We start from the raw sequence: 17,834 nt of genomic DNA, 5'->3' as shown, positions 1-17,834 counted from the left end.
GTTGACTTTTTTAACAGTATTTTTTACTTTCTTATGAAACCGTTAAAAATGCAAAAACCTGGTAATCACACGATTAACAGGTTTTTAATGATGATTGATATACTATTTTGTCGGGGTGGCAGGATTCGAACCTGCGACCTCCGCGTCCCAAACGCGGCGCGATAACCGGGCTACGCTACACCCCGAGTAATATTTCCCGTAGCGGGGTGCAAATATACTTTTTTTTCTTAATTACAAGGAATCTTTTAGAAAAATATTTCACCCACAAATAATATTAAAATCAATACTTTTATTAATTCATAAATTCTTTTAATAGTTGTACTTACTAAAAAAAATAATTTTCATTCTTTCCATTTTAAGTTATTTTAATGGTTATTGCCAGTTAAAAATAACTGGAATCATTATTGATTCTGATAATAATATAAAATTACCTTCGGTTAAAATAACTAACGTTAAAACAGAAACAACCGTTACTTCAAACCAAAAGGGTTATTTTCAATTAACTGAATCTGGCACATATTCATTCAAAAAAGTTGGATATATAAGCAAATTGGTTTCTCTAAAAATGGGTTCAAATTATGTAATACAACTTAACCTTAACCCAAATCAAATAAATGAAGTGGTAATTTTTGGTAATCATATTCCTAAAAAACTAAAAAAATCAACTGCCTCTATAAGCATTATTTCTTCAAAGGAGATTGAATACTCAAACAACTTAAATCCCGTTTCAATTTTAAATAAAACCCCTGGAGTTTTTATGCAAACAGGTGCCTTAAATACCAACCGAATTACTATTAGAGGCATTGGCTCTAGAAACCTTTATGGTACTTCAAAAATAAGAGCTTACTTTAAAGACATACCACTAACTAATGGCAGCGGAGAGACTAATATTGAAGATTTTGAGTTAGGAGCTATATCAAGGTTAGAAATAATAAAAGGTGCTGTTTCTAGTACATTTGGTGCTGGTTTAGGAGGCACAATAAATTTAATTCCAAAACAAGGTGTTTTTAACAAACAAGCCATTAATAATGAATTTTTATTGGGGTCTTTTGGACTGGTTAAAAGTTTAACAAGTTTAAATTTAAGCTCTAAATTTAACAGTTATAAAATGGTTTATAGTAATACACATAGTGATGGATACAGAGAAAATAATAAATATAATAGACAAACTTTCACCCTAAGTTCTAGTCATTTTTTTAAGAAAAAAGACGAACTAGTTTTTCTAACTAGTTTTGTTAATTTAAAAGCTTTTATTCCAAGTTCAATAAACAAAACCAATTTTGTAAACAATCCAAAATCTGCAGCTTTTACATGGAAGGAAGCTATGGGTTTTGAAGATTCAAAAAGAGGTGTTTTGGGACTTTCATGGCATCATCAATTTAACACCAACATAAAACAAGTCACCAGCATTTTTACATCCTTTAGAAAATCTTATGAACCCAGACCTTTTAATATTTTATCTGAAACCACTTTGGCTATTGGTATTCGAAGTAGATTAGTGGGTAATGGTAAATTATTTGATAAAACAATTAACTGGACCGCTGGCGGTGAGTTATTTAGAGACACTCTCAAATCTGAAACTTTTGAAAATTTGTATGAAGAATACCCACCAAACACCGGAAGTATTAAAGGCAATCAATTATCAAATTTTAAAGAAAAAAGAAACTATTACAATATGTTTTTTGAAACCAATTATGATATTTTAGACAAAACCACACTTTCTATTGGTATTAATTTAAATAAAACCTCTTATACTTTAAAAGACAGATTTCCTATAGAAGAAAACAATCCAGATCAATCTGGTTCTTTCAAATACAAAACCATAGCATCTCCTAAATTTGGAATATCACAATCACTAACAAAACACTTAAATATTTTTACAAGTATTAGTCATGGATTCTCTCCTATTTCTTTAAACGAAACACTACTCCCTGATGGACAAATAAACACCAATTTAAACCCAGAAACGGGTTGGAATTTTGAAGTTGGCTCTAGAGGTACAGCATTTGATAACAAGCTACAGTTTAGTATTTCTATCTACAGGTTAAATATTAAAAACCTATTAGTTGCCAGAAGAACTTCAGAGGATCAATTTATTGGTGTTAACGCAGGAAAAACTCAACATGATGGTATAGAAGTAGCTTTAAATTCCCCATTGATTTCAAAAAAAAATTTTAAAATAAATTGCTCAACAAACCTCACATTAAACAACTACAAATTCAAAGAATTTATTGATGGTGAAAATGACTTTTCTGGAAACAATTTAACTGGTGTTCCTTCTAAAGTTTTTAATGCTATAATTGATATTAATTCTAATTCTGGTATATACGGCAACCTCAACTTTCAATATGTTGGCAAAATACCTATAACAGACAGTAACACCTTATATTCTGATAGTTACAACTTAACAAATTGTAAAATTGGTTTCAAAAAAAATCTTAACAAATCTTTAAAAATGAATATTTTTATAGGTTTAAACAATATCTTTGATACACATTATGCATCACAAATCTTGATTAACGCAACAAGTTTTAATGATAGCGCACCTAGGTACTATTACCCAGGAAACCCCGTTAATTATTATAGCGGCATTAACTTTAATTACACTTTTTAAAATGAAAAAACTAAACACTTTAATTATAATCTGTTTAATAACCTGCTTTTCTTGTGCACAGCAAACAGAATCTGAAGTAAAAGCCGAAACACCTGTTAATACAAACTATACCACCCAAATGGTAGTTCCAGATTTAAACATTCCGTGGGGAATGGCTTTTTTACCAGACGGAAGTATGCTTATTACTGAAAAAACTGGTGAGTTAATTCATTTTAAAAACGGACAAAAAATTAATATTGAAGGCACTCCTAATGTTTATGTGCGTGGACAAGGAGGCTTTTTAGATATTAAATTACATCCAGATTATAAAAACAATGGATGGGTTTACATGACACACGCTTCCTCTCAAGGTGATGGTGATGGCGGTAACACAGCACTAGTAAGAGCTAAACTAAATGGCAATAAATTAGAAAACATGGAGCTGCTTTATAAAGCAGAGCCTAACACAAAAAAAGGGCAGCATTGGGGATCTAGAATAGAGTTTGACAATGATGGCTACCTATACTTCTCTGTTGGAGATAGAGGTAATAGAGATGTAAACCCGCAAGATATAACCAGAGATTGTGGTAAAATTTATAGATTAAATGATGATGGTAGCATCCCTACAAACAACCCTTTTGTAAACACAGAAAATGCTAAAAAAGCCATATTTAGTTATGGGCACCGTAATCCACAAGGCATGGTTAAAAATCCTTTTACAGGAGCCATTTGGGTAAATGAACACGGGCCCAAAGGCGGAGATGAAATTAATATTATTGAAAAAGGAAAAAACTATGGTTGGCCTGTTATATCATACGGTATTAATTACAGCGGTACACCTTTTACAGATATTACAAAAAAAGAAGGCATGGAACAACCTTTGTTTTACTGGGTACCCTCTATAGCTCCCAGCGGAATGGCTATTGTTTCTTCAAACAAATATCCAGACTGGAAAGGCAATGTACTTGTAGGCTCATTAAAATTTCAATACTTAGAACGCCTTGTCTTAAAAAATAATACAGTGGTAAAACGCGAAAAATTGTTTGAAAACATAGGTAGAGTTAGAAATGTTGTTCAAGCACCAGATGGGTATATTTATGTTGCTATTGAAGGGCACGGTATTGTAAAAATTATTCCAAAAAATTAATTATATGAAAAATCCTTTCCTGTTTATAATAGCCATTTTTATAGTAACAACAGTAACCTCTCAAAACAAACAAGAAACACTCCTACAAGAAAGTATAGAACGAGGCAGTGAAATATATAACGATTTTTGTGTAACCTGCCATATGCCTAATGGAGAAGGTGTAAAAAACACATTTCCTCCATTAGCAAAATCAGACTATCTCATAAAAAATAGAGAAGCCAGCATTAGAGGCATTAAATACGGGCAAGAAGGTGAAATAATAGTTAACGGAATTACTTACAATAATACGATGGCTCCTATGGGCTTAAGTGATGATGAAATAGCAGATGTTATGAACTACATTAGTAATAATTGGGGAAACAAAAACCCTAAAATGGTTACTGTAGAAGAAGTTTCTAGAATTAAAAAATAAGCAATTAAACACAAAATATTATACATTTAAGTAACTTTGCTTAAAGCCAATTAATTACCAATTTATGCTAATAATAGGAATTGCAGGTGGTACCGGATGCGGTAAAACTACAGTTGTAAATCAAATTTTGAACGAATTGCCAGAGGGAGAAGTTGGTGTTCTTTCTCAAGATTCATACTACAAAGACACGTCTCATTTAACTTACGATCAACGTATTAAAATAAATTTTGATCACCCTAGCTCTATAGATTTTAATCTTTTAGAAGAACACTTAAAAGAACTAAAAAATAACAAACCCATACACCAACCTGTATACTCGTTTGTAAAACATAATAGAACTGGAGACACTATAATTACCCACCCAAGAAAAGTAATGATAGTAGAGGGTATTTTAATTTTAACAAACCCAGAATTAAGAGAAATGTTCGATATAAAAATGTTTGTACACGCAGATTCTGATGAGCGTTTAATAAGACGCCTAAAACGAGATATAGCAGAACGCGGCAGAGATTTAGACGAGGTTTTATCAAGATATCAAAACACCTTAAAACCCATGCATGATCAATTTATTGAACCCATGAAAGAATATGCAGATATTATTATTCCAAACAATAAATACAATACCGTAGCTATTGATATTGTACGTACCATAATTAACGAAAAATTATAAATGAACCTTTTTAAACATAAATTCTTTAAACCATTTAAAAACATTTTCATCCTTATTTTAGTAGCATTTGCTATATGGATGTTGTTTTTTGATGCCAATTCATGGTTAATTCATCATGAACTAAATACCGAAATTAAAGATTTAGAAAACGAAAAAGAATACTATAAAAAGGAGATTGAAAAAGACAATAAAATTTTAAAAGAACTAAGTACTGAAGAGGGCTTAGAAAAGTTTGCTCGCGAAGAATATTACATGAAACGCGATAACGAAGAAATTTTTATAATAGAATACGAAGACAGTTTAAAACAGGAAGAATGAGTAAAACTTTATTTAAAGAGTTTGATTCAGTTTCAGCTAAACAATGGAAACAAAAAATACAGTTCGATTTAAAAGGAGCTGATTATAATGACTCACTTGTTTGGAACACCAATGATGATATTGCTGTTAAACCATTCTATCATTCTGATGATTTTAAAGAACTTCCTCCAACCTCAAATACCAAAGCTACCAATTGGAAAATTTGCGAAACTATTTTTGTTGCAGATGTAAAAAAATCAAACATAAAAGCAATTAACACTCTAAACAAAGGAGCAAACAGTATAAAATTTATCATTCCTTCTAAAGATATTTCAATTGAAAGTTTGTTAAAAAACATTCATTTAACATCAACTGAAATTCATTTTGAATTACAGTTTTTAGCACCCAATTTTGTAACTAAACTTATAAAAACTTCAACAAGAGAAAAGTTTCACATAGATGTTGACATCATTGGAAATCTTGCCAGAACTGGTAATTGGTTTAACAATTTAAACGATGATTTTTCAAAATTTGAAACAATAGTAAAACAAACAAACTCATTTAGTATAGATATATCATTATATCAAAACGCTGGCGCAAACATAGTACAACAACTAGCATACGCCCTAGCTCATGCTAATGAATATTTAAATCTTTTAAAAAATACAGACGTAATAAAAAACACTATTTTCAATGTTTCTATTGGTACTAATTACTTCTTTGAAATAGCAAAACTAAGAGCATTACGTTTACTCTGGGAAACGCTAGCTTCAGAATACCAAATCAATACTAATTGCCATATTTTTGCTACCCCAACTAAACGCAACAAGACAATTTACGATTACAACACCAATATGTTGCGCACTACAACAGAATGTATGAGTGCTATTTTAGGAGGTGCTAATACTATTAATAATTTACCTTACGATGCCATATTCCATAAAAACAATGAATTTGGTAATAGAATATCAAGAAACCAATTATTAGTTCTTAAACATGAAAGCTATTTTAACAAAGTTAACAATCCAGCAGATGGAGCTTATTATATAGAAAAAATAACTCATCAATTAGCAGAAAAAGCCTTAACTTTATTTAAAAGTATTGAAGCAAATGGTGGTTTTTTAAAGCAATTAAAAATTGGCACTATTCAAAGAAAAATAAAAGAAAGTGCCGCCAAAGAACAAAACCAATTTAACACAGGTAAAGAAATTCTTTTAGGCTCTAATAAACATCCTAATCCTAAAGATAAAATGAAGGATAACCTAGAACTTTACCCTTTTGTAAAAACAAACCAAAGAAAAACTTTAATTGAACCTATAATAGAAAAACGATTAGCCGAAAATTTAGAACAACAACGTTTAAAAGAAGAAAATTAAAATGAAAACTACAGTAAAAATTATTGCGTTTACATTAACACTTATTTTATTCAATTGTAAAAATCAAACTACAAATTTTAATTACAAGTATACAGATAAACCAGTAGCTACAGCTTGTGAAATTTCAAATGAAAACCTCTATAAAGAAGCACTTTATGCTTTTGAAGATGACATTTTAAATTTTTACGGAAAAAACAAAAGGGCTACTAATTCTAGCCCTACCCTAACATATGCATACAATCAATTTATTAGAACTGCAGTGTACAGTCATATTCCTTATGAAAAAGTTGTATCAAAACACACCATAGAAGTTTTTAAAGCCCTAAAAAACGACAATACACTTTGGGATGCTGAAAACACAAAAAGTCATTTAAACTACAAGAGTCCGTTAATTAAATGTATTTCAGAAAATATAAAAGACAACAATTTAAAACAGACATTTAATGCTTTGTTATCAATTAACGACCTGAGTCCTAAACTCTTTGGAGCTCCTCTTACAACTAAATACAGAAATGCTTTAAACGATAAATATCTGGCTACTTATATTGCTTTAGATTTATATTATTCAAAATTATTTGACATTGATTATTCAAAAATAAATTTTGACAAGCCTGATACTAAAGTAGATTTTAATAAAACACCTTAACAACTATAACTGGTAATAGCAGGTGTTCTAATTCTAGTTTGTAGTTTTTACAAACTTTACAAAGAACCAAAACAAAACACCTTGTTTCTTTAAAAGGGAATTGTAGTAAATAAATTATCTTAAAAATAATGCAAAGAAAAAACCTTCAACATATCAAAATTAAAACTCCAAGCAACAATAAAAAGTTTGAAGTTTCAACTTTTAATACAGTTGAAGGTATTAACATAAAATCAAATTATTCAAAAGAAGACATTGCAAACATAGAGCACCTTGATTTTGTAGCTGGTATAGCCCCCAATTTACGTGGCCCATACAGTACCATGTATGTAAGAAGACCCTGGACTATAAGGCAATACGCTGGTTTCTCAACAGCAGAAGAAAGTAATGCCTTTTACCTCAGAAATTTAGCGGCAGGCCAAAAAGGACTTTCTGTTGCGTTTGATTTAGCTACACACAGAGGTTATGACAGTGACCATGAACGTGTTGTAGGCGATGTTGGTAAAGCAGGTGTTGCTATTGATTCGGTTGAAGATATGAAAGTGCTTTTCAACCAAATTCCACTAGATAAAATGTCAGTTTCCATGACCATGAACGGTGCTGTTTTGCCCATTATGGCATTTTATATAGTAGCCGCCGAAGAACAAGGTGTAAAGCCAGAATTATTATCGGGCACCATTCAAAATGATATTTTAAAAGAATTTATGGTGCGTAACACTTACATTTACCCACCGGTGCCTTCAATGAAAATTATATCTGATATTTTTGAATTTACCAGCAAAAACATGCCTAAATTCAATAGTATTAGTATTTCAGGCTATCACATGCAAGAAGCTGGTGCTACCTGTGATATTGAACTGGCCTACACCCTAGCCGATGGGTTAGAATATATTAGAAAAGGACTTGAAGCCGGTATGCATATTGACACTTTCGCACCGCGGTTATCATTCTTTTGGGCCATTGGCATGAATCATTTTATGGAAATTGCCAAAATGCGTGCCGCACGTATGCTGTGGGCTAAAATTGTTAAACAGTTTAACCCAAAAAACCCAAAATCATTGGCATTACGTACACATTGCCAAACAAGTGGTTGGAGTTTAACAGAACAAGATCCTTTTAATAATGTTGCCAGAACCACCATAGAAGCTGCTGCTGCTGCCTTTGGAGGTACTCAAAGTTTACACACTAATGCCTTAGACGAAGCCATTGCATTACCAACCGATTTTTCAGCACGAATTGCCCGTAATACACAAATATTCTTACAAGAAGAAACACATATTACCAAAACTGTAGACCCCTGGGCAGGCAGCTATTATGTTGAAAAATTAACCCATGATATTGCGCAAAAAGCATGGGCATTAATTGAAGAAATTGAAGAACTTGGGGGAATGACAAAAGCCATTGAAGCTGGTATACCTAAAATACGTATTGAAGAAGCCGCAGCAAAAAAACAAGCTAGAATAGATTCTAATCAAGATATTATTGTTGGAGTTAACAAATATAAACTTGAAAAAGAAGCACCTATACCAACCCTAGAAGTTGATAACCAAACCGTAAGAAATCAACAAATTGAAGGTTTAAAAAAGCTTAAAGCCGAAAGAAATTCTAAAAAAGTACAACATATACTTTCAAAATTAACTAAAGCGGCTAAAACAGGTAAAGAAAATTTACTAGCTTTAGCTATTGAAGCCGCAAGAGAACGCGCCACTTTAGGGGAAATTAGTGATGCTCTTGAAGAAGTTTTTGGACGTTACAAAGCTCAAATAAAATCATTCTCTGGTGTTTATAGTAAAGAAATGAAAAACGACAAATCATTTAAAAAAGCACAAGAACTAGCCGATACTTTTGCAGAACAAGAAGGCAGACGCCCACGTATTATGATAGCCAAAATGGGGCAAGATGGTCATGATCGTGGTGCAAAAGTTGTTGCCACAAGTTATGCAGATATTGGCTTTGATGTAGATATTGGTCCGTTATTCCAAACACCACAGGAAACAGCTAAACAAGCTGTTGAAAATGATGTACACATATTAGGAATTTCTTCATTAGCTGCTGGTCACAAAACCCTTGTTCCACAGGTAATTGAAGAACTAAAAAAATATGGTCGCGACGATATTATGGTAATTGTTGGCGGCGTAATACCAAAACAAGATTATCAATTTTTATTTGATGCAGGCGCTATCGCTGTTTTTGGCCCTGGCACAAAAATAAGTGATGCTGCTATTAAAATCTTAGAAATTTTAATGGCTTAAATCTTACATAATTCGATAAAAAACATACTAGTTTTAGTATTTAAAACTTGTTAACAAAAATGGATTTTTATTCCTCGTAAATAATTGTATTTTTACCGTTAATAAAACCGATAATTTAATGGGTAAAATCATTGCTATTGCTAATCAAAAAGGCGGTGTAGGAAAAACAACTACATCTATTAATTTAGCAGCTTCATTAGGAGTACTAGAAAAGAAAGTATTATTGATAGATGCTGACCCTCAAGCAAATGCAACTTCTGGAATTGGAATTGATGTAGAATCTGTTGAAGTTGGAACCTATCAACTTTTAGAACATTCTCATTCTGCTAAAGAAGCTATTATTAAAACAGACACGCCTAATTTAGATATTATTCCTGCTCATATTGACCTTGTTGCTATTGAAATTGAACTGGTTGATAAGAAATCAAGAGAATATATGCTCAAAAAGGCAATTCAAGACATAAAAAATGAGTACGACTATGTTTTAATTGATTGTGCACCATCTCTTGGTTTATTAACACTTAATGCACTTACTGCTGCCAACGCTGTTATTATACCTATTCAGTGTGAGTATTTTGCATTAGAAGGATTGGGCAAATTATTAAACACTATTAAGAGTGTACAAAAAATACATAATCAAGACTTAGATATAGAAGGCCTATTACTAACCATGTATGATGCGCGCTTAAGATTATCAAACCAAGTAGTTGAAGAAGTTCAAAAACATTTTAACAACATGGTTTTTCAAACCATTATTCAACGAAATGTACGCTTAAGTGAAGCCCCAAGTTATGGTGAAAGTATAATTAATTATGATGCCAGTAGTAAAGGCGCTAATAATTACTTAAGTTTGGCAAAAGAAATTATCAATAAAAACTCCTAGAATATGGCTAAGGCAACAAAAAAACAGGCTTTAGGTAGAGGTTTATCGGCACTATTAAAAGACCCAGAGAACGATATTCAATCGGTTCAAGATAAGAATGCCGATAAAGTTATAGGTAATATTATTGAACTCGATTTAGATTTTATTGAGGTAAATCCGTTTCAGCCTAGAACTAATTTTAGCGAAGAATCTTTACAAGAATTAGCTTCTTCTATTAAAGAATTGGGTATTATTCAGCCCATAACTGTAAGAAAGTTAGAGTTTAATAAATACCAACTAGTTTCAGGTGAACGCCGTTTTAGGGCTTCAAAATTAATTGGCTTAGAAACTATTCCTGCCTATATAAGAATTGCTAACGACCAAGAATCGTTAGAAATGGCATTGGTAGAAAATATACAGCGTCAAGATTTAGACCCTATTGAGATAGCCTTATCATACCAACGCTTAATTGATGAAATTAACCTTACTCAAGAGCAAATGAGTGAACGTGTTGGTAAAAAACGCTCAACCATTACAAACTATTTAAGGTTGTTAAAATTAGACCCCATCATTCAAACAGGTATGAGAGATGGTTTTATTTCTATGGGGCATGGGCGTGCGTTAATTTCTGTTGAAGACCACAAAGTTCAACTAGATATTTATGAAAAAGTGCTTCAAAATGAACTCTCTGTAAGGGCTACCGAAACTTTAATTAGAAATTACAACACTTCTAAAGAAGTTAAAATACCTTCAAAAAACAACCAAGATGAAACTCCTAAGTACATAAAAAAAGGAATTGGAGTGTTTTCAGAATACTTTGGGCACAAAATTGACGTTAAAGTTTCTAAAAATGGTAAAGGAAAAATAACCATTCCTTTTCATTCAGAAGAAGACTTTAATCGTATTAAAAAATTAATTCAGGGTGCTAAATAAATCCGTTATAGTAAGTGTACTTGCCTTTTTGTTTTGTTTTTCATTAGTAGCTCAAGAAAAAGAGGAAAAAACTAAGAAAAAGAGAATATCTAAAGAAATTGTTGTAGACTCTGTTATAAAAAGAGAACCTATTAACCCTTTATCTCCAGCTAAAGCTGCTTTTTACTCTGCCATTCTACCTGGTTTAGGGCAAGCATACAATAAAAGATACTGGAAAATACCTATTGTTTATGGTGCCTTAGGAACTGGTATTTACTTTTATGTAAATAATAACAAAGAGTATAATAGATATAGAGACGCTTATAAAAGAAGGCTTGCAGGCTATACAGATGATGAATTTTATTTTGACTCTAGTGGTAACCAGCTTTCTACCCCAAGAGTTAGTACCGATGGTTTAGAAGATGCACAAGATTTTTATAGCCGAAACAAGGAAATATCATTATTGGTTACCATAGGCATATATGCCCTTAATATTATTGATGCCAATGTAGATGCACACCTTTTGCAATATAATGTTGACGAAAACTTATCTTTGGCTCCGCATTATGAATTTAACGAATTTGATGCTACAAGTAATTTAGGATTAACTTTAAATTTTAAATTTTAAATTTAACCCATAAAAAAACTATTAACCTTTACTAAATTTTAAATAAATGAAAATTGCTTTACTAGGATACGGACGCATGGGACAAACCATTGAAAAAATAGCAATTAGCCGCGGACATGATGTTGTTTTAAAAATTGATAAAGATGATAGAGATTACGATATAACCAAAGCAGATGTAGCCATAGATTTTAGCCTGCCATCTGCAGCTTATGGAAACATTACCAATTGTATTAACAACAATGTACCCGTTGTTTCGGGTACTACGGGTTGGTTAGATAATTACGAAAAAGCCGTAGCACTTTGTAAAGAAAAAAAGGGGGCTTTTATTTATGCATCTAACTTTAGTTTAGGGGTTAACATCTTTTTTGAACTTAACAAAACACTAGCTAAAATGATGAGTAATTTAAGCCAATACAATGTTACCATGGAAGAAATTCATCATACAAAAAAGTTAGATGCACCAAGCGGAACTGCCATTACTTTAGCAGAAGGTGTTATTGAAAACAATGCTAATTATGATGCTTGGGAATTAAATGAAACCAATAATAAAACATCAATTCCAATTGTAGCTAAACGTATTGAAGATGTACCTGGAACACATTCTGTTAGTTATAAAAGTGAGGTAGATACCATTAACATAGAACATATTGCCCATAATAGGCAAGGGTTTGCTCTTGGTGCTGTAGTAGCTGCAGAATGGCTTGTTGGAAAAACAGGGGTGTTTTCTATGAACGACGTGTTAAATATTGGTTAATAATAATTGCAATGTGTAACATTAGCAATATGTTAGCCACAAACAAACTCATTAAAATATTTCAATTATGACATTAATCCAATGGTTTATTTTCATATTAATTATTCAAGTGATTCACGGATTAGGCACTTGGAAATTATACATTAAAGCAGGAAAACAGGCTTGGGAAGCCTTTATTCCTATTTATAATGGTGTGGTTTTAATGAAAATTATAAATAGACCTTGGTGGTGGGTTATTTTACTTTTTCTTCCTATAGTAAACCTTATCATGTTAGCTATTGTATGGGTAGAAACTGCCAGAAGTTTTGGTAAAAACAAAATGGCAGACACTTTTTTAGCTGTAATAACACTTGGGTTTTATAATTTCTATCTAAATTATGTTGCCGATGTACAATATGTTGAAAACAGAGATTTAAATCCAAAATCGTCATCAGGAGAATGGACAAGCTCTATATTGTTTGCTATTGTTGCTGCTACCATTGTACACACTTATTTTATGCAGCCTTTTACCATTCCGTCTTCTTCTTTAGAAAAATCGTTATTAGTTGGCGACTTTTTATTTGTTAGTAAATTTCATTATGGTGCCAGAATACCTATGACAACGGTTGCTGCTCCTATGGTACATGATACTATTCCTATACTTAAAAAGAAATCTTACTTATTTGATGATCATAAAGAAAGTAATTCTTGGAAAAACAAATTACAATTACCCTATTTAAGAATTCCTGGATTTCAAAAAATTAAAAGAAATGATATAGTAGTTTTTAACCAACCAGCAGATACCCTGTTGGATATGAATAATTTTCATCCAGACAGAAACTACTATAAACCTATTGATAAAAAAACCAATTTGGTAAAACGCTGCGTTGGTGTACCTGGTGATTCTTTAGAAATTCGTGATGGCTTTGTTTATATAAACGGAAAGAAAAATGAGTTGCCAGATAGAGCGCATTTACAATTTAGTTATTATGTGCAACCAAAAACCAATCAGTTTAATCCAGAGTTTTTAAAAAAGAGATACGATATCACAGATGGTTTTGGTATTATAAATGATCAAAACACATACTATTTCTCTGCCATTTCAGATGAAGCTTTAGCTAAGTTTAAAAATCACCCCAATGTTGCTAGCATTACGCCTAATAAACAAGAAAAAGGGGTGAGAGATCCTAATATATTTCCGCATGACCCTAATTATAATTGGAATGTAGATTTCTTTGGGCCGCTTTATATTCCTGAAAAAGGAAAAACTATAGATATTAATGTTGATGTTTTACCATTATACAAACGTGTTATTACCGAATATGAAGGCAATACACTGCAAGTTAAAGGAAATCAAATTTTAATAAATGGAGAAGTAACAGACAAATACACCTTTAAACAAAACTACTACTGGATGATGGGTGATAACAGACACAACTCTATAGATGCACGCGCTTGGGGATTTGTACCTTTTGACCATGTTGTTGGTAAACCTGTTTTTATATGGATGAGTTGGGATGGCATTAAAAATCCACGTTGGGAACGTTTCTTTACTACCGTTGGTGGTAGCGGAAAAGCCACATCATACTTTATTCCGTTTATTATTGTTTTATTTGGTTTTATAGGTTTTAATAAGTGGCGTAAACGTAAAAAGTCTAATGGTTAATTGTGTAAGTTCTGATGTGTATTTAAGTTCAACCTATCAGTTCTCCTCTTAACAAATGAACAAGATTATAATTCACCCAACATATTTCCCTAACATTGCGCATTTTGTTGGTATGGTTAAGGCTAAAGAGGTTATGTTTGAGGTAGAAGATAACTTTGTAAAACAAACCTACAGAAACAGAACTAATATTTACGCTGCTAATAGCAAACTGGTATTAAATATTCCTGTTATTCATTCGCAAAAAAATCGTCAAAAATACAAAGACGTGAAAATTTTTAATGCTGAAAAGTGGCAATTAAACCACTGGAAATCATTATTATCTGCTTATAGAACTTCTCCTTATTTTGAATATTATGAAGACGAATTACTCCCTTTATTTCAAAAAAAAGCTGACTATATTTTAGACTTCAATTTTAAATGTTTTGAAGTTATTTGCAATTGTTTACAACTAGATTTAAACATTTCAAAATCTGAAAGTTTTGAAAAAAACGTAGAAAGCAAAGTAGATTTAAGGTTTTTAGTAAATGCTAAAAAAGAACAGCCTCAAAATTTTGAAAAATACACTCAGGTTTTTTGTAACAAGCATGGTTATATTAGCAACCTAAGTATTTTAGATTTACTATTTAACGAAGGTCCTAACGCCTTAAATTATTTAGAGTCTCAAACCTTAACAATGCCATAATGCTTCAAAATATAGCTCATTACGGATGTCACTTTTTAATTCCTTTACTAGTGGCTTTCATTTGGTTTAGAGCCAACTGGAAAACAGCATATTTAGTAATGATTGCTGGCATGTTAATAGACTTAGATCATTTATTAGCAACTCCTGTTTTTGACCCAAACAGATGTAGTATTGGTTTCCATCCGCTACACTCTTCTTTTGCAATTTTATTTTATTTATTTCTGTTAATACCTAAAAAATCTAGATTAGTTGCTTTAGGATTGGTTATTCATATTATTGCAGATGTTGTAGATTGTTCTTTTATGCAATAACACATAGGCTGTTTATTAATTTAAACTCAACGTGGTCATAATTGGAAAGTGGTCTGAATAATGTTTACTAAAAGATTTAAAACCATTTACATTAAAAGCTTCATCTGCAAAAATAAAATCTATTCTAACGGGAAAGAATTTAAAATCGTGTGTACGCCCAAAACCACTACCAGCTTCTTTAAAAGTATCTTGTAAATCTCCTTTTATTTTTCGATATACATATGAAAATGCAGTATTATTAAAATCGCCACATATAATCATTTTATATTTACACTGTTTTTTGTGCATTAAAAAAAGTTCTGTTTGAAATTGCTGCATTTTAAAAGTTGAACCTATTCTTTTAAATAACCTTTCAGAATCTTCGTTTTTAAGACTTTTAACATCGGCATTAATACGCATAGACTCTAAATGAATATTATAAATACGTATAGTATCTACTCCTTTTACAACATCGGCATAAATAGCATTGTTACCTGTATTTGGAAACTCTATAGATCCTGAATTTATTATTGGAAATTGTGAAAAAATAGCTTGTCCATACCTAGTTTTCTTTCCAGATAGTTTTTCAAATTTATATTTAAAAAAAGATAAATCAATATTTTTATGAGGGTGATACTCTTGAATGCTTAGTATTTCAGGAGCTTCAGTTTTAATAAAATCTATAATCTTTGTTTCAACAGCATCTTCTTTAATCCAATTATACAAATTGAATAAACGTACGTTGTAATTCATTACCTTAAAGTTATCATCACTATCTACTGTTTTAGATGATGAAAATTTATATAATGAACCAAATGAAACATAGCCAATAAACAGAATTAAAAACGATACTATAAACTGCCTTTTTAGTTTAATTAGCCAATATAGTACAAATAGAATATTGACCATAATTAAAAAAGACACCCCTAAATTTAACACAGATAATACAGCAAATGTTTTAGGAGGTAAATAAGGAAGCACATATGATAAAAGCAATAAAACGGCAACAACACTATTGATGAAGTAGATAATTTTATTTATGAAGCTTAATTTTTTCATACATTGCTAAAGCTTACTTTCCCGCTCTAAAAAGGAAATCTTTCTCTTCTGCTGTTAAGCTATCATAACCACTTTTGCTTATTTTGTCTAAAATAACATCTATTTTTTTCTGGTTATTAAACTCATTAAAATCAGATTTAGTATAGCCACCAACTTTACCTTTATTTTTATGTACTGTTTTTAAAGGGCTTTTTTTAGAACGCTTAAACATACTAACTATAGAATCCATAAAACGTTCAAAACTTTTACCTATATCATTACCTTGCAATAACTGTTTAGCATAAAAATAACCTAATAAAGCGCCCCCTAAATGCGCTAAATTACCCCCTGCATTTCCTCCAGACAACCCTATTACATCTAAAGCAATAATTGCCACAGCTAAGTACCACAATTTTAAATTAAATGTAAAAAAGCGTACTTCTTGGTTTGGCATGTAAGCACATATAAAAATTAATAGTGCTCTTACTGCTGCTGATGCCCCAACCAATGATGAATTTCCTCCAAAAACATTTGGAAACACTTGATAGCCTAACATAAATAGTAACCCTCCTGAAATGGCTCCTAAAAAATAAATATTTAAGGCTGTTTTGGGGTTAAACAAATTAAGAATTATACGCCCAATAAAATACAACCAAAGCATATTAAAGAGAATATGAAAAAAATCGGCATGTAAAAAAGCATACGTTACTATACTCCAAGGCTGTACAATAAAATCTAAAAAATTACTTGGTAATTTTAACCACACAAGTCCTAACCTAAATAGCTTTTCTATTATAAAAACAACCGCATTAACAGCTATAATTTTCTCTAAAGCATTAAGTGTACTAAATTTATTCTTTATGTCTTGTGTAAACGTTGTCATTTAATACCATCTATTTCTATTAAACTGTGTTTTTTTCCAATACCACATAATTATAGCGCCAGTTATAGCTCCCCCAACGTGTGCAAAATGAGCTACATTTCCGTACCCAAAAATAGACTGTCCGCTAATACCAGATATTAAATCTAAAGCAATAAGACCTGGTATAAAATACTTCGCTTTAATTGGTATAGGTAAAAATATAAGCATTAATTCTGCATTAGGGTTCATCATACCAAAAGCCGCCATTATCCCCATTAAACAACCAGAAGCACCAACCATAGATGCATTATATATTGGGAATATGTTTTGTAATTCGGCAACTTGAGCTTGTGATGTACCTTCAATAACTTTATTAGTTGATAGCATTTGAATTATTTCATCTCCTGATAACCCAGAAGAAACAAGCGTATCATAAATTGGTAAATACTGAAAATAATAATACCCCACTTGCATAGCCACTGCCCCTAAACCTGCAGAAAAATAAATAAATAAAAACTTTTTTGAACCTAAAACCTGCTCTACAGGAGAGCCAAACATCCACAGGGCAAACATGTTAAAAATTAAATGGCTCCAGCCACCATGCATAAACATATGGGTTATTATTTGCCATGGCTTAAATGCTTCGTTTTTAGGAAAATGCATTGCAAACCAATCGTAAAACAAAATTCCTTCTCCTATCGCCAATGTACCGATAAACATAATCACGTTAATGATTAATAAATGCTTTACGGTTTCTGAAATTCTCATCAT

General features: G+C 31.5%; 18 protein-coding genes and 1 tRNA gene. 15 read left to right on the top strand and 4 right to left on the bottom strand.

Annotation, left to right across the window (positions count from 1 at the left end; translation table 11 throughout):
* Nucleotides 1–110 precede the first annotated feature (110 nt).
* Nucleotides 111–185 (bottom strand) — tRNA-Pro (locus tag J1D01_RS09990).
* A gap of 131 nt (nucleotides 186–316) precedes the next feature.
* Between J1D01_RS09990 and J1D01_RS09985 the strand changes: the two genes are divergently transcribed.
* From J1D01_RS09985 to J1D01_RS09915, 15 genes are all read left to right on the top strand, one after another.
* Nucleotides 317–2,614: a TonB-dependent receptor domain-containing protein gene (locus tag J1D01_RS09985; RefSeq protein ID WP_421150699.1), complete on the top strand. Its 2,298-nt coding sequence runs from the start codon at nucleotides 317–319 to the stop codon at nucleotides 2,612–2,614.
* A gap of 1 nt (nucleotide 2,615) precedes the next feature.
* Nucleotides 2,616–3,740, top strand: a complete 1,125-nt coding sequence (locus tag J1D01_RS09980) for a PQQ-dependent sugar dehydrogenase (RefSeq protein ID WP_372936253.1) — start codon at nucleotides 2,616–2,618, stop codon at nucleotides 3,738–3,740.
* Between the two features lie 4 nt (nucleotides 3,741–3,744).
* A complete protein-coding gene (locus J1D01_RS09975; RefSeq protein WP_372936251.1) occupies nucleotides 3,745–4,152 on the top strand; it encodes a c-type cytochrome in 408 nt (135 codons plus the stop codon).
* Nucleotides 4,153–4,216: 64 nt separating this feature from the next.
* Nucleotides 4,217–4,822: a uridine kinase gene (udk, locus tag J1D01_RS09970; protein ID WP_372936249.1), complete on the top strand. Its 606-nt coding sequence runs from the start codon at nucleotides 4,217–4,219 to the stop codon at nucleotides 4,820–4,822.
* A complete protein-coding gene (locus J1D01_RS09965; RefSeq protein WP_372936247.1) occupies nucleotides 4,823–5,140 on the top strand; it encodes an FtsB family cell division protein in 318 nt (105 codons plus the stop codon).
* Nucleotides 5,137–6,495: a methylmalonyl-CoA mutase subunit beta gene (locus J1D01_RS09960; RefSeq protein WP_421150698.1), complete on the top strand. Its 1,359-nt coding sequence runs from the start codon at nucleotides 5,137–5,139 to the stop codon at nucleotides 6,493–6,495. Before J1D01_RS09965 ends, J1D01_RS09960 begins: the two co-directional genes overlap by 4 nt.
* Nucleotide 6,496: 1 nt before the next feature.
* Entirely contained in the window at nucleotides 6,497–7,141 is a 645-nt protein-coding gene (locus tag J1D01_RS09955) for a hypothetical protein (RefSeq protein WP_372936243.1), read from the top strand.
* A 128-nt stretch (nucleotides 7,142–7,269) separates the two neighbouring features.
* Nucleotides 7,270–9,390 (top strand): methylmalonyl-CoA mutase, encoded by a 2,121-nt coding sequence (gene scpA, locus J1D01_RS09950; RefSeq protein ID WP_421150697.1) that lies wholly within the window; start codon nucleotides 7,270–7,272, stop codon nucleotides 9,388–9,390.
* Nucleotides 9,391–9,508: 118 nt separating this feature from the next.
* Entirely contained in the window at nucleotides 9,509–10,273 is a 765-nt protein-coding gene (locus tag J1D01_RS09945) for a ParA family protein (RefSeq protein WP_372936239.1), read from the top strand.
* Nucleotides 10,274–10,276: 3 nt separating this feature from the next.
* On the top strand, nucleotides 10,277–11,185 hold the full coding sequence (locus J1D01_RS09940) for a ParB/RepB/Spo0J family partition protein (protein WP_372936237.1): 909 nt from the start codon (nucleotides 10,277–10,279) through the stop codon (nucleotides 11,183–11,185).
* Entirely contained in the window at nucleotides 11,175–11,792 is a 618-nt protein-coding gene (locus tag J1D01_RS09935; RefSeq protein ID WP_076698222.1) for a DUF5683 domain-containing protein, read from the top strand. Before J1D01_RS09940 ends, J1D01_RS09935 begins: the two co-directional genes overlap by 11 nt.
* Before the next feature lie 46 nt (nucleotides 11,793–11,838).
* Nucleotides 11,839–12,546 (top strand): 4-hydroxy-tetrahydrodipicolinate reductase, encoded by a 708-nt coding sequence (dapB, locus tag J1D01_RS09930; protein ID WP_421150696.1) that lies wholly within the window; start codon nucleotides 11,839–11,841, stop codon nucleotides 12,544–12,546.
* A gap of 67 nt (nucleotides 12,547–12,613) precedes the next feature.
* Nucleotides 12,614–14,191 (top strand): signal peptidase I, encoded by a 1,578-nt coding sequence (gene lepB, locus J1D01_RS09925; RefSeq protein WP_372936232.1) that lies wholly within the window; start codon nucleotides 12,614–12,616, stop codon nucleotides 14,189–14,191.
* A 55-nt stretch (nucleotides 14,192–14,246) separates the two neighbouring features.
* Complete coding sequence (locus J1D01_RS09920; protein WP_421150695.1) at nucleotides 14,247–14,873, top strand: WbqC family protein; 627 nt, start codon at nucleotides 14,247–14,249, stop codon at nucleotides 14,871–14,873.
* Nucleotides 14,873–15,184: a DUF6122 family protein gene (locus J1D01_RS09915; protein ID WP_372936228.1), complete on the top strand. Its 312-nt coding sequence runs from the start codon at nucleotides 14,873–14,875 to the stop codon at nucleotides 15,182–15,184. Before J1D01_RS09920 ends, J1D01_RS09915 begins: the two co-directional genes overlap by 1 nt.
* A gap of 15 nt (nucleotides 15,185–15,199) precedes the next feature.
* Here the strand turns inward: J1D01_RS09915 and J1D01_RS09910 are convergent, their stop codons facing one another.
* The 3 genes from J1D01_RS09910 to J1D01_RS09900 are packed head-to-tail and all read right to left on the bottom strand — an operon-like array spanning nucleotide 15,200 to nucleotide 17,834.
* A complete protein-coding gene (locus tag J1D01_RS09910; protein WP_421150694.1) occupies nucleotides 15,200–16,222 on the bottom strand; it encodes an endonuclease/exonuclease/phosphatase family protein in 1,023 nt (340 codons plus the stop codon).
* A 13-nt stretch (nucleotides 16,223–16,235) separates the two neighbouring features.
* A complete protein-coding gene (locus J1D01_RS09905; RefSeq protein WP_372936224.1) occupies nucleotides 16,236–17,084 on the bottom strand; it encodes a rhomboid family intramembrane serine protease in 849 nt (282 codons plus the stop codon).
* On the bottom strand, nucleotides 17,085–17,834 hold the full coding sequence (locus tag J1D01_RS09900; protein ID WP_372936222.1) for a rhomboid family intramembrane serine protease: 750 nt from the start codon (nucleotides 17,832–17,834) through the stop codon (nucleotides 17,085–17,087). It lies immediately after the preceding gene.

Origin of the sequence: Seonamhaeicola sp. NFXS20 (assembly GCF_049132085.1) — a bacterium.
Taxonomy (GTDB): domain Bacteria; phylum Bacteroidota; class Bacteroidia; order Flavobacteriales; family Flavobacteriaceae; genus Seonamhaeicola.
This window is presented reverse-complemented; position numbering and strand designations above follow the sequence as displayed.

Coding starts and splice junctions, on each gene's coding strand:
- J1D01_RS09980 (WP_372936253.1), top strand. CDS start 2,616: ATGAAAAAACTAAACACTTTAATTATAATCTGTTTAATAACCTGCTTT.
- J1D01_RS09975 (WP_372936251.1), top strand. CDS start 3,745: ATGAAAAATCCTTTCCTGTTTATAATAGCCATTTTTATAGTAACAACA.
- udk (WP_372936249.1), top strand. CDS start 4,217: ATGCTAATAATAGGAATTGCAGGTGGTACCGGATGCGGTAAAACTACA.
- J1D01_RS09965 (WP_372936247.1), top strand. CDS start 4,823: ATGAACCTTTTTAAACATAAATTCTTTAAACCATTTAAAAACATTTTC.
- J1D01_RS09960 (WP_421150698.1), top strand. CDS start 5,137: ATGAGTAAAACTTTATTTAAAGAGTTTGATTCAGTTTCAGCTAAACAA.
- J1D01_RS09955 (WP_372936243.1), top strand. CDS start 6,497: ATGAAAACTACAGTAAAAATTATTGCGTTTACATTAACACTTATTTTA.
- scpA (WP_421150697.1), top strand. CDS start 7,270: ATGCAAAGAAAAAACCTTCAACATATCAAAATTAAAACTCCAAGCAAC.
- J1D01_RS09945 (WP_372936239.1), top strand. CDS start 9,509: ATGGGTAAAATCATTGCTATTGCTAATCAAAAAGGCGGTGTAGGAAAA.
- J1D01_RS09940 (WP_372936237.1), top strand. CDS start 10,277: ATGGCTAAGGCAACAAAAAAACAGGCTTTAGGTAGAGGTTTATCGGCA.
- dapB (WP_421150696.1), top strand. CDS start 11,839: ATGAAAATTGCTTTACTAGGATACGGACGCATGGGACAAACCATTGAA.
- lepB (WP_372936232.1), top strand. CDS start 12,614: ATGACATTAATCCAATGGTTTATTTTCATATTAATTATTCAAGTGATT.
- J1D01_RS09920 (WP_421150695.1), top strand. CDS start 14,247: ATGAACAAGATTATAATTCACCCAACATATTTCCCTAACATTGCGCAT.
- J1D01_RS09915 (WP_372936228.1), top strand. CDS start 14,873: ATGCTTCAAAATATAGCTCATTACGGATGTCACTTTTTAATTCCTTTA.
- J1D01_RS09910 (WP_421150694.1), bottom strand. CDS start 16,222: ATGAAAAAATTAAGCTTCATAAATAAAATTATCTACTTCATCAATAGT.
- J1D01_RS09905 (WP_372936224.1), bottom strand. CDS start 17,084: ATGACAACGTTTACACAAGACATAAAGAATAAATTTAGTACACTTAAT.
- J1D01_RS09900 (WP_372936222.1), bottom strand. CDS start 17,834: ATGATGAGAATTTCAGAAACCGTAAAGCATTTATTAATCATTAACGTG.